The organism is Pseudomonas sp. 05N434 (assembly GCF_056396965.1).
Map to the genome: position 1 here is coordinate 1 of NZ_JBFTMK010000074.1, position 12278 is coordinate 12278.

Here is a 12278-nt window from a genome sequence, read left to right on the forward strand (position 1 = left end):
TCATTCAGCGGCTCGTGCAGGGTATCGAGCATCGCCTGCAGCAGATCCGCCTTGTTACTGAAATGCCAGTAGATAGCCCCGCGAGTCACCCCGGCCAGGGTAGCGATATCCGCCAGCGTCGTGCGTGCCACGCCCCGCTCGAAAAAGGCTTTTTCTGCCGCTTCGAGTATCTGGCTTCGGGTTTCTTGAGCTTCCTCTTTGGTGCGACGGACCATGGCAGTAAAACCTCAATCAGGGTGCCTCAGCGATGTCTGAGCATCCGCTGAATAGAAGTGAGGCGAGCGCTTTCGGGCTTCGTCTCAGGCCTACAATTCAAATCTTTGGACGGCTTTTGTAACGGTGTGGGTACGCCGCCAAGGTATTTACAAACAAGCATGAATGTAAGTATATTCCTTAGCAAGCTACTTATCCACCCGGTAAAATTTTTTAACCTTCCACCTTTCTTGTGCGCAACTTGCGCGCCTGACCCGAGGATCTTCATGCAATTCAAGCCAGCTGTTACCGCTCTGGTTACTGCCCTCGCCCTGGCATCGCTGCTCAGTGGATGTAAAAAGGAAGAGGCGGCACCTGCCGCACCCACCCCTCAGGTCGGCGTCGTAACCCTGCAACCACAAGCCTTCACCCTGACGTCCGAACTTCCGGGGCGCACCAGTGCGTTCCGCATTGCCGAAGTTCGCCCACAGGTCAACGGCATCATTCTCAAACGACTGTTCAAGGAAGGCGGCGACGTCAAGGCCGGACAGCAGCTGTATCAGATCGACCCGTCGGTCTATGACGCGACCCTGAAAAGCGCCGAAGCCAACCTGCGTTCGACCAAGTCGATCTCCGATCGCTACAAGCAACTGGTCGACGAACAGGCTGTCAGCCGTCAGGAATACGACACGGCACTGGCCAACCGCCTGCAATCGGAAGCCTCCCTGCAGACCGCCCAGATCAACGTGCGCTACACCAAGGTCTACGCACCGATCTCCGGTCGAATCGGCCGTTCGTCGGTGACGGAAGGCGCGCTGGTCAGCAGTGGCCAGAGCGACGCCATGGCGGTCATCCAGCAACTGGACCCGATCTATGTCGACGTGACCCAGTCCTCGGTGGAGCTGCTTGAGCTGCGCCGCGAACTGGAAAGCGGTCGTCTGCAAAAGGCGGGCGACAATGCCGCCGCGGTCAAGCTGACACTGGAAGACGGCAGCCAGTACGCCGTGGACGGCAAGCTCGAGTTCTCTGAAGTCTCGGTAGACCAGACCACTGGTTCCGTGACTCTGCGCGCGGTGTTCCCGAACCCTGATCACACCCTGCTGCCGGGCATGTTCGTTCACGCTCAGTTGCAATCCGGCGTGAACAGCGCGGCGATTCTGGCGCCGCAACAAGGCGTGACCCGCGACCTCAAAGGCACCCCGACCGCGCTGGTCGTGGGTCCGGACAACAAGGTCGAACTGCGTCAGCTCAAGGCCAGCCGTACTGTCGGCAACCAATGGTTGATTGAAGACGGCCTGAAGGCAGGCGATCGCCTGATCACTGAAGGGCTGCAATTCGTCAGACCTGGTGTTGAAGTCAAGGCCACTGAAGCCACCAACGTCAACGCCAAGAGCCCGGTCCCCGCACAGGCAGCCAAAGTCGCTGTCGGCGGCAAAGGGGAGTAAACCATGTCGAAATTTTTTATCGACCGTCCGATTTTCGCCTGGGTAATTGCCCTGGTGATCATGCTGGTCGGGGCTTTATCGATCCTCAAGCTGCCGATCAACCAATACCCGAGCATTGCGCCTCCGGCCATTGCGATCTCCGTGACTTACCCTGGCGCGTCTGCACAAACCGTGCAGGACACCGTGGTGCAGGTGATCGAGCAACAGCTCAACGGTATCGACAACCTGCGTTATGTCTCGTCGGAAAGTAACTCCGACGGCAGCATGACCATCACCGCGACCTTCGAGCAGGGCACCAGCTCCGATACCGCGCAGGTTCAGGTCCAGAACAAACTGAACCTGGCCACCCCGCTGCTGCCGCAAGAAGTGCAGCAGCAGGGTATCCGCGTGACCAAGTCGGTGAAAAACTTCCTGATGGTCATCGGTGTGGTGTCGCGTGACGGCAGCATGACCAAGGACGACCTGTCCAACTACATCGTGTCGAACATGCAGGACCCGATCTCGCGGACCGCCGGTGTCGGTGACTTCCAGGTCTTCGGTGCCCAGTACGCGATGCGGATCTGGCTCGACCCGGCCAAGTTGAACAACTTCAACCTGACCCCGGTGGACGTGAAAAYCGCCATCGCGGCGCAGAACGTCCAGATATCGTCCGGTCAACTCGGCGGCTTGCCCGCCCTGCCCGGCCAGCAACTGAACGCTACGATCATCGGCAAGACCCGCCTGCAGACCGCCGAGCAGTTCAAGGAAATCCTGCTCAAGGTCAACAAGGACGGCTCGCAGGTTCGCCTCAAAGACGTCGCCGAAGTAGGCCTGGGTGGCGAGAACTACAGCGTCAGCGCCCAGTTCAACGGCAGCCCGGCTTCCGGTCTGGCAGTAAAACTGGCCAACGGTGCCAACGCCCTCGATACCGCCAAGGCCCTGCGCAAAACCATCGATGACCTGAAACCGTTCTTCCCGCAAGGGATGGAAGTGGTGTTCCCGTACGACACCACCCCGGTGGTGACCGAGTCGATCAAGGGTGTGGTTGAAACCCTGGTCGAAGCGATCGTGCTGGTGTTCCTGGTGATGTTCCTGTTCCTGCAGAACTTCCGCGCCACCGTCATCACCACGATGACCGTGCCGGTGGTATTGCTGGGTACATTCGGGATCCTCGCGGCATTCGGCTTCAGCATCAACACCCTGACCATGTTCGGCATGGTGCTGGCCATCGGCTTGCTGGTGGACGATGCCATCGTCGTGGTGGAAAACGTCGAACGGGTCATGAGCGAAGAAGGCCTGTCACCCAAGGAGGCCACCAAGAAATCCATGGGGCAGATCCAGGGTGCGCTGGTCGGTATTGCTCTGGTGCTGTCCGCGGTACTGCTGCCGATGGCGTTCTTCAGTGGCTCCACCGGTGTGATCTACAAGCAGTTCTCGATCACCATCGTTTCGGCCATGGCCTTGTCGGTGCTGGTTGCATTGATCTTCACCCCGGCGCTTTGCGCCACCATGCTCAAGGCGATTCCGAAAGGCGAGCACGGCACGCCGAAACGCGGCTTCTTCGGCTGGTTCAACCGCAACTTCGACCGTGGCGTCAAAAGCTACGAGCGCGGCGTCGGCAACATGCTCGCTTACAAGGCTCCGTACCTGCTGGCGTACCTGATTATCGTGGTCGGCATGATCTGGCTGTTCACCCGCATTCCAACGGCGTTCCTGCCGGAAGAAGACCAGGGCGTACTGTTTGCCCAGGTGCAAACCCCGGCCGGTTCCAGCTCCCAGCGCACGCAAGTGGTCGTGGATGAAATGCGCGAGTTCCTGCTGCGTCCGAGCAAGGATGGCGGCGAAGGCGATGCAGTGGCCTCGGTGTTTACCGTGACCGGCTTCAACTTCGCCGGCCGTGGCCAGAGTTCGGGCATGGCGTTCATCATGCTCAAACCGTGGGACGAACGTAACGCCGACAACAGCGTGTTCAAACTGGCGGCCCGTGCCCAACAGCACTTCTTTACCTTCCGCGACGCCATGGTGTTTGCCTTTGCGCCACCAGCGGTACTGGAACTGGGTAACGCCACCGGTTTCGACGTATTCCTTCAGGACCGTGCCGGCATCGGTCACAACAAGCTGATGGAAGCCCGTAACCAGTTCCTCGGCATGGCGGCGCAAAGCAAGGTCCTGTCGCAAGTCCGTCCGAACGGCCTGAATGACGAGCCGCAGTACCAGCTGGAAATCGACGATGAGAAGGCCAGCGCCCTGGGCGTGACCCTCACCGACATCAACAACACCCTGTCGATTGCCCTGGGCAGTAGCTATGTGAACGACTTCATCGACCGCGGTCGTGTGAAGAAGGTTTACGTGCAAGGCCTGCCCGGCGCTCGCATGAGTCCTGAAGACCTGAAGAAGTGGTACGTGCGCAACAGCGCCGGCACCATGGTTCCGTTCTCGGCGTTCGCCAGGGGTGAATGGATCTACGGTTCACCGAAACTGGCCCGTTACAACGGCGTGGAAGCGATAGAAATCCTCGGTGCCCCGGCGCCCGGCTATTCCACCGGTGAGGCCATGGCCGAAGTCGAAGCCCTGGCCAAGAAACTGCCGGCCGGTGTCGGTATTTCCTGGACCGGTCTGTCGTACGAGGAACGTCTGTCCGGCTCGCAAGCACCAGCGCTGTACGCCTTGTCGCTGTTGATGGTGTTCCTGTGTCTGGCGGCGTTGTATGAAAGCTGGTCGATCCCGATCGCGGTCATGCTGGTCGTACCGCTGGGGATCATCGGTGCGCTGATGGCGACCAGCCTGCGCGGCCTGTCCAACGACGTGTACTTCCAGGTGGGGCTGTTGACCACCATCGGTCTGGCGGCGAAAAACGCCATTCTGATCGTCGAGTTCGCCAAGGAACTGCATGAGCAAGGGCGTAGCCTGCGCGATGCAGCGATCGAAGCCTGCCGGATGCGTCTGCGACCGATCATCATGACCTCGCTCGCATTCGTGCTCGGCGTGGTACCGCTGGCCATTTCCACGGGCGCAGGTTCGGGTAGCCAACATGCGATCGGTACCGGGGTGATTGGCGGTATGCTCACGGCCACGATCCTGGCGATCTTCTGGGTTCCGTTGTTCTTCGTCACCGTGTCGTCCATGGGCCAGCGCAAAGTCGCCGACCAGGATGACGCCATTGAAACTCCTCAAGAGGCTGGCTAATGAGCAAGTCGCTACTCTCCCTGGCAGTCACCGCTTTCGTGCTGAGTGGCTGCTCGCTGATACCCGATTATCAGCGGCCTGAAGCACCGGTGGCGGGCCAATACCCGCAAGGCCCGGCGTATTCGCCGGCCCAGGCGCCCAACCAGGCCGCCGCCGAACAGGGCTGGAAGCAGTTTTTCCACGACCCGGCGCTGCAACAGGTGATTCAGACCGCGCTGGAGAACAACCGTGACCTGCGCGTCGCGGCGCTGAACATCGACGCTTATGCGGCTCAATACCGCATCCAGCGCGCCGACCTGTTCCCGGCGGTTTCGGCCACCGGCAGCGGCAGTCGTCAGCGGGTTCCGGCACGGGCCTCGCAAACCGGCGAAGCGAACATCAGCAGTTCCTACTCGGCCACCGTCGGCATCAGCGCCTATGAACTCGACCTGTTCGGTCGGGTGCGCAGCCTGAGCGAAGAGGCCCTGCAGAAGTACTTCGCCACTGAAGAAGCACGGCGCAGCACGCAGATCAGTCTGGTGGCCAGCGTGGCCAATGCCTATCTGACCTGGCAGGCCGACAAGGAACTGCTGAAACTGACCCAGGAAACCCTCGGTGCCTTCGAGGAGAGCTACAAGCTCACCTCGCGCAGCAACGAAGTGGGCGTAGCCTCGGCGCTGGATCTGGCCCAGTCACGTACCTCGGTGGAAAACGCCCGTGCGCAACAGGCCAAATACACCCGTCAGGTCGCCCAAGATGAAAACAGCCTGGTGTTGCTGCTCGGCACCGGCATCCCGGCCAATCTGCAAGCAGCCAAGCCACTGTCGGACGACCTGCTGAGCGACGTGCCGGCCGGCCTGCCGTCGGACTTGCTGCAACGTCGCCCGGATATCCTCCAGGCCGAATACAACCTCAAGGCCGCCAACGCCAACATCGGCGCGGCGCGGGCTGCATTCTTCCCGAGCATCAGCCTGACCGCCAATGCCGGCTCCCTGAGCCCGGACCTGTCCGGTCTGTTCAAGGGTGGTTCGGGCACCTGGTTGTTCCAGCCGCAAATCAACCTGCCGATCTTCAACGCCGGCAGCCTGCGTGCCAGCCTGGATTACTCCAAGATCCAGAAAGACATCAGCGTGGCGAACTACGAGAAGTCCATTCAAACGGCCTTCCAGGAAGTCGCCGATGGCCTGGCCGCACGCCAGACCTACACCGAGCAGTTGCAGGCTCAGCGTGATTTCGTCAGCGCCAACCAGGACTACTACCGTCTGGCCGAGCGTCGTTATCGCATCGGGGTCGACAGCAACCTGACCTTCCTCGACGCCCAGCGCCAGCTGTTCAGTGCCCAACAGGCGCTGATCACCGACCGCCTGGCGCAGCTGACCAGCGCGGTCAACCTGTACAAGGCGTTGGGCGGTGGCTGGAATGAACAGACGGCAAAGAACGAGCCGTTGAAAGAAGAAGCGCCGAAGATGAAGTTGTTCTGATAGCGCCGTAAACACGAAGCCCACCGTTTGGTGGGCTTTTTGTTGGTCGTGAAAAAAACCAGCCTGTTCGCTTCACCCTCCGACTCCATTGACCAGAAACACCGGCTCTTCCAGATAATCGAGCCCCAAGCGGTTTTCGAACATTTCGTCGCGTAACGCTGCGGTCGTGAAACTGCCCAGGCCCAGCGCGGTGGCCAGCAGGGAAAAGGTCTGACTCAGATGCCCGGCATCCATCAGCGCCACCCGCAGTGCGCGGCTGAATTCGTATTTCCAGGCCATTCGCTCGACCCGCGCCGTGGAAACGAACACCGCTGCCGCATCCTTGATCCACGCCTGCCCACCACAAGCCTCGCTGATCCAGGCTCGCGGATCTTCCAGGGAAAGCAGCTCAAGCCCATGACGGCGTACCGAATAGTGGTAAAGCCCCCGCTCGAAACCCTGCACGTTCATCAGCACCGCATACACCTCGGTGCCCTGCAGCGAACCGCCGGCCGGCGAGGTTTTCTTCAGGAAATAGTCACCCATGCGGTTGTGCTGCACGACGGTCGCGCCCCAGGTGTAGTAGAGCAACAAAGACAGTTGTTCCGAACTCAACGGCTGATCACTGAAGGTTCGCGACGTACGGCGATTGCACAGCGAGTCCAGCAGCGTCGGCTGAGCAATCGCACAGGCAGGCAACAGCGGGTTTTCCAGGGCGATGAACGGATGGGACCAGTAGTCCTTGAACGCCGACGGCTGAGGTTGCGCCGAGGCCTTTTGCTCCAGCTCCGTTTCCAGCTCGGCGACGCTGATGTAGGGCGTGTGCGAGCCGGTCCGGGTACTCAGGTAAAACTCCAGCGCTGCATCCCAACGGTTCCAAAGGTTGAGCGGATGCTTACCTTCGTTACAGGTGACCGAACCCGATTGATTCGCCACAGGCAGCAAAACACCATGGCTGACCAGTGTTCTCAGAAACGCCAGGTTGTCGTCCTGTGCAGGGCTTTGCAAAACACCCGGCAGCAACAAGGCACTTTCCAGCGTTTGCGGGCTCAGGAAATGGCGCAGTAACGGCAGCAACGTCACGCCAAACTCCAGGCTCAAGTCCTGCTGCCGGTCTCGGATAAAAAACGACGCCGAGCCAACGCTGAGCCAGGTGCTTTCCCTGAGTTTCAGCAGGGTCTGCGCGTCCTCCGACGGCGTCTGTTGATCACCCTGTTGATCAAGCTCCTGCCAGAACAGGGCCTTGGGCCTCAAGGACTTGATGGCCTTGATCAAGGTCAACAGTTCCGCGTCATCGGTTTTGCGCGAAATATCCCACTCCAGGGTGATCGCTTTCACCGGGGATGATCTGAACAGCTCACGCAAAATGTCCCAATCCCGCCGTGGATGGCTGGTGTGAATTTCAATCAACCGGTCCAGCGGCAACGAACGCAAATAGTCGTTCAGGTCGTAACCCTGGGTTCTGGCGGTCGTGATCGCGCTGTCGAGATCCAGCAAAAATCCCGAGCCGCTGCGCTCCACCACACTGGAAATGAACTCGCCTTCGGACTGCTCTTGTGCGCCCGGCAATGAAAACAACCGCGGTGCGTTTTCCAGCACCAGCAGTGTGGCCGTGAGCTCGCGCAATTCGATGGCATTGGCCACCACCGTGTCAGCCACCTCTTGGGCCAGGGTCGGCAAAATGAAATGCTGCGTGTCGCCACCGTGGAAACGCGACCAGGAAATATGCTCGGCCAGCCACGGCGAGCGGGTTTTGTCGCACAGTCTCCGCGTCATGTTCAGAAATTCGCGATCCATCGCGATGCCCACGCTGCCCAGGGACAAACTGGACGAGTGCAGCAGGCTCGGTACTCGAGCGCTGACGTCAAGTAAACGAGGCTGCAGGATGCAGTGGGTCGGCTGAAACTCGACGTAATCGAAATGCGGCAAACCCTCAGCGAGAATTCGCTCGACCGTCGGGTCAAGTCCATCCTCCGACCGGTCATCCTGTGCCCTGCGCCGTGGCAAATGGTATTCCAGCCCTACTCCGGCCTCGGGATAGGACGAGGCATCAAACATCCCCATGTGAGCCTCCCCGGCTTCAGGCGGTCAGACCCAGCAAGCGTTGTTGCTCAGTATCAGTCCCCGATATCGCCAACAGCCCGGCATATTGGTTTTCCTGCGCTCTGACCTCTTTGGCGAGGTTTTCCAGAAGTTGACGTCCTTGTGGGGTGAATTCAGTGCTGGCCTCAAAGTCCGGCAATGCCTTGATCAAGCCTCGCAGAATGTACAGAAGACGGTTTTGCGCCCGTTGCAGCTCATCGGTCGAACGCGAACGAACCCGCCCCAGGTATTTGACCAACGCGATGTACACGTAAAACGCGTGGAAGTAGCCATAAAAGTCACGCTTCTGTCCCGACCACGGCAAGGTGTACAAAGGCTCCCGCGAGGTCTCTTCCTTAACGACCGGGCACGCCTCGACAATGTGATAGAGCAACTGATGGGTGGCCTCATGCACCAGGGACTCTTCCAGATCGAGTATCGAATCATCCCGGCTCGACAACAGGATGATTCCGGTGAAACGGGACGCCGAACAGCTTCGAAATGAACCATCGGGTAAATAGAAAATCGACTTGACCAGTTTTTTGATTTGCTCACGGCAGGCGGGCCATGTGTGCTCTATGCGCAACAGGGCAATATTCACCACGTCGCAAAAAAACCGTACGGAGTAACCGCTACGCTCCAACTGTTTGCGGACGGCTTCATCCTCCGGAAACTCATAACTGGGCGGCATCACTATCGCTACCAGCGGATCGACATCAAACCGATGCACAGGGGGGCAATAATGATTCACGCGGGAACTGTCGGATGCTTTGACACGCACTAACATCTCAGGAAATTCGCACAGCATTTTTTCCAGCTCACTCCTGTCCTCGGTCTTTTTCGTGATGACCAGATTGGCATAATGAGCGGTCAGTACATTCCACACTTGAAACACCGGATCATTAATAATCAAGCGCTGTTCACGGGTCGGAGGGACGATAAGATTAAATGCCTGTTCAAAAAACTCTGCCAGATGTGGCGCGTTGGGAAACAACTGAAAAAGTTCGGTGTACAGCGCAACAAAGCTGGTGTATCGATTTCGACTGACACGCTCCAGCRAGACTTCAAATCGCGAAGGCTCCGAATCCGCAAGGAAGGTCGTGCCCTGAAATAAATCCTCGACCGAGAGCTCACGTTGACCACTGTTACCGATGTCCATTTCTCAACCTTCCCTTAGGTTGGCGGCAACGGCTTCGCCATTGTCAGACTGGCAATGCCATAACCCAGTTGTTCATAAAGACGACGCGCCGCATCGTTGCGACCAAAGACATGCAACCGCACTTCCTTGCATCCCGCCTGGCTCGCCCATGATTCCAGGGCCAGCAGCGATTGTTTTGCATAACCCTGGCGGCGCTCGCCGGGGTCAATGTAAATATCCAGAATGAAGGCGATCCGACCGGCGCCAGCGTGTCGTTCGGCAACCCATAATTCACCGATGCGCCGCGCTTGATCCTGGATTACCCAGAGTTGATTCTTTTCAGTCAATCGCCCTTGCGGCAACAATTGCTCGAAGACGCTTCGTGCCCTTTGCGACGCCTCCTCCTGGCCCCACTCGCCGGCGGCGACCATCCCGTCGCCATATTCAGCAAGCGCTCTGTCAGCGAACGTAGCAAAGTCCGCGTCATTCATTGGAGCCAAGGTGACAGACATGCGTCATTCACTCCGTGCCCGAATGCTTCAGGTCATGAGTCTGATAAGGCCATTCGGCGTACCACCGTAAAAGCCCACCTTTCGTGGCACGCCAAATGGCATCACCCACCGTTAATCCATGCGCGCTTGTTGCTGCTGGTTCTGTGTATCGAATACCGCGCGTATCCCCAGGTTGCTCCGAATGCTGGAGGAAGCTGCCGTCAGTTTTGCAGCATCAATACCTTTAACCGCCGCGATCTCGTCAGTACTTAAGTGCACGCCAATATTTTTAGCCGCCCCTGCCGGATCACTGTGTAAGGCGTTGGCAAATTTTTCGTCCAGCATGGCCCGTCCCAGAACCGAGGCCAAACGTTCCTGATTGACTTTATTACCCATGGTACTTCTCCTTGTTATTTCGGCATGACGAAAAACATCCCCTGACGAAGCAAGAGAGTTTCTTTTGCCCGCCTGAGGAATTTGAATATAGCAAGGCCTCTTTTCTTTTCCAGCCAAGCCCATGGCTCTCTTTAAATCTTTTTACGATAACCGACAACACCAATTCTTAAGTTTAACCGGCGACTATTGATCTACCTTTAATGACAGCCAACACTGTAGGAAACGTCTTACAACTAAAGCAATAAACACTTCCATCTAACATCAAAAAAACAACAAGGCGCCATTAATAGAACACACCTGCGGACGCCCCTTATCAACCCGAATAACTATGGGATTTTATTAGGAATGCCTCATACCGTCCGCGCCCACGCTGACGTCGATTAGTGTTCGTTAATCGCCCAAAACCCCATCCCCCCCAATTGAATCCCCCCGCCCATCCCTCGCACCATTGTCCGCACCTGCAAAAATCAATAACAACAAGGTCCGACACCATGACTACGCGCCCTCTGCGCTCCGGCTGATCTCGCCCGCCCCCTTATCCGAATTCGATTTTTTGTCTGCGACCCCTTGGTTGCGGCTGTGTACTGCCTTATCCCTGACAATTAGAGAGACCCGAGTCCATGACTTCCTCCACCACGCAGTATTTGTTCCCCAGTCTGATCGCCATCGCACTGGCCGGCGCGGCCCTGCCCGCCTTGGCCGAGGAAGCAGGCTTTGTCGAAGGTGCCAAGGTCAACCTGAACCTGCGTAACTTCTACATCAACCGTAACTTCACCAATCCGACCAAGAGCCAGGGCAAGGCTGAAGAGTGGACGCAAAGCTTTATCCTCGACGCCAAATCCGGGTTCACCCAGGGCACCGTCGGGTTCGGCATGGACGTTCTGGGGTTGTATTCGGTCAAGCTCGACGGCGGTAAAGGCACCGGCGGGACGCAATTGCTGCCGCTGGATCACGATGGCCGCCCGGCGGACAACTTCGGTCGCGCCAACGTGGCGTTCAAGGCGAAGCTGTCCCAGACCGAAGTGAAGGTCGGCGAATGGATGCCGGTGCTGCCGATCCTGCGCTCGGACGACGGTCGCTCGCTGCCGCAAACCTTCCGTGGCGGCCAGATCACCTCGAAGGAAATCAACGGCCTGACGCTCTACGGCGGCCAGTTCCGCGCCAACAGCCCGCGCGACGACAGCAGCATGAATGACATGTCGATGACCGGCAAAGCGGCGTTCACCTCAGACCGCTTCAACTTCCAGGGCGGTGAATACGTCTTCAACGACAAGCGTACTCAGATCGGCCTGTGGAATGCTGAACTCAAAGACATCTACAGCCAGCAATACGTCAACCTGATCCACACCCAACCGCTGGGCGACTGGACGCTGGGCGCCAATCTCGGGTTCTTCTACGGCAAGGATGACGGCAGCGCCCGGGCGGGCGAGCTGGACAACAAGACCTGGTCGGGTCTGTTCTCGGCCAAATACGGTGGCAACACCTTTTACGTCGGCCTGCAAAAACTCACCGGCGACAACGCCTGGATGCGAGTCAACGGAACCAGCGGCGGCACCCTGGCCAACGACAGCTACAACTCCAGCTATGACAACGCCAGGGAAAAATCCTGGCAAGTGCGCCACGACTACAACTTCGCCGCTCTGGGCGTGCCGGGCCTGACCCTGATGAACCGCTACATCAGCGGCGACAACGTCCACACCGCCACCACCAGCGACGGCAAGGAGTGGGGCCGCGAAAGCGAACTGGGTTACACCGTACAAAGCGGCGCACTCAAAGACCTCAACGTCAAATGGCGCAACTCCACCATCCGCCGTGACTTCAACAACAACGAGTTCGATGAGAACCGGTTGATCGTCAGCTATCCGATCAGCCTGCTGTAAGACTCTAAAACGCCTTCGCGGGCAAGCCTCGCTCCTACAGATCGGGGGGG

At 58.5% G+C, this 12278-nt stretch carries 8 protein-coding genes and 1 pseudogene; 4 read left to right on the plus strand and 5 right to left on the minus strand.

Annotation, left to right across the window (positions count from 1 at the left end):
* A pseudogene (emhR, locus tag AC1DLB_RS07470) lies at nucleotides 1-215 on the minus strand (efflux system transcriptional repressor EmhR); the annotation flags it as partial.
* Nucleotides 216-479: 264 nt separating this feature from the next.
* On the opposite strand from emhR, the gene AC1DLB_RS07475 reads away from it, so the two are divergent.
* From AC1DLB_RS07475 to emhC, 3 genes are read left to right on the plus strand one after another with little or no spacing between them, the layout of a single operon-like run.
* Entirely contained in the window at nucleotides 480-1637 is a 1158-nt protein-coding gene (locus tag AC1DLB_RS07475; protein WP_018926861.1) for an efflux RND transporter periplasmic adaptor subunit, read from the plus strand.
* A 3-nt stretch (nucleotides 1638-1640) separates the two neighbouring features.
* Nucleotides 1641-4802: an efflux RND transporter permease subunit EmhB gene (gene emhB / locus AC1DLB_RS07480; RefSeq protein ID WP_477784818.1), complete on the plus strand. Its 3162-nt coding sequence runs from the start codon at nucleotides 1641-1643 to the stop codon at nucleotides 4800-4802.
* Nucleotides 4802-6262: an efflux RND transporter outer membrane subunit EmhC gene (emhC, locus tag AC1DLB_RS07485; protein WP_019580905.1), complete on the plus strand. Its 1461-nt coding sequence runs from the start codon at nucleotides 4802-4804 to the stop codon at nucleotides 6260-6262. The genes emhB and emhC overlap by 1 nt, the downstream gene beginning before the upstream one ends.
* Nucleotides 6263-6334: 72 nt before the next feature.
* On the opposite strand, the gene AC1DLB_RS07490 is transcribed toward emhC, so the two are convergent.
* The 4 genes from AC1DLB_RS07490 to AC1DLB_RS07505 form a co-directional block, all read right to left on the minus strand.
* Complete coding sequence (locus AC1DLB_RS07490) at nucleotides 6335-8305, minus strand: multinuclear nonheme iron-dependent oxidase (protein WP_477743369.1); 1971 nt, start codon at nucleotides 8303-8305, stop codon at nucleotides 6335-6337.
* Between the two features lie 16 nt (nucleotides 8306-8321).
* Nucleotides 8322-9482: an aKG-HExxH-type peptide beta-hydroxylase gene (locus tag AC1DLB_RS07495; protein WP_477784819.1), complete on the minus strand. Its 1161-nt coding sequence runs from the start codon at nucleotides 9480-9482 to the stop codon at nucleotides 8322-8324.
* Nucleotides 9483-9496: 14 nt separating this feature from the next.
* Entirely contained in the window at nucleotides 9497-9973 is a 477-nt protein-coding gene (locus tag AC1DLB_RS07500) for a GNAT family N-acetyltransferase (protein WP_026286480.1), read from the minus strand.
* Between the two features lie 111 nt (nucleotides 9974-10084).
* The gene (locus tag AC1DLB_RS07505; protein WP_477743368.1) at nucleotides 10085-10348 is read right to left on the minus strand and encodes an Os1348 family RiPP precursor; all 264 of its coding nucleotides are present in this window, start codon (nucleotides 10346-10348) and stop codon (nucleotides 10085-10087) included.
* Nucleotides 10349-10968: 620 nt separating this feature from the next.
* Here AC1DLB_RS07505 and AC1DLB_RS07510 point away from each other — a divergent pair.
* On the plus strand, nucleotides 10969-12228 hold the full coding sequence (locus tag AC1DLB_RS07510) for an OprD family porin (protein ID WP_477743367.1): 1260 nt from the start codon (nucleotides 10969-10971) through the stop codon (nucleotides 12226-12228).
* The last annotated feature ends 50 nt before the right edge of the window (nucleotides 12229-12278 follow it).

Bases quoted from the DNA above. Each gene is read 5' to 3' on its own strand.
- AC1DLB_RS07475 (WP_018926861.1), top strand. From the start codon at position 480: ATGCAATTCAAGCCAGCTGTTACCGCTCTGGTTACTGCCCTCGCCCTG.
- emhC (WP_019580905.1), top strand. From the start codon at position 4,802: ATGAGCAAGTCGCTACTCTCCCTGGCAGTCACCGCTTTCGTGCTGAGT.
- AC1DLB_RS07490 (WP_477743369.1), bottom strand. From the start codon at position 8,305: ATGGGGATGTTTGATGCCTCGTCCTATCCCGAGGCCGGAGTAGGGCTG.
- AC1DLB_RS07500 (WP_026286480.1), bottom strand. From the start codon at position 9,973: ATGTCTGTCACCTTGGCTCCAATGAATGACGCGGACTTTGCTACGTTC.
- AC1DLB_RS07505 (WP_477743368.1), bottom strand. From the start codon at position 10,348: ATGGGTAATAAAGTCAATCAGGAACGTTTGGCCTCGGTTCTGGGACGG.
- AC1DLB_RS07510 (WP_477743367.1), top strand. From the start codon at position 10,969: ATGACTTCCTCCACCACGCAGTATTTGTTCCCCAGTCTGATCGCCATC.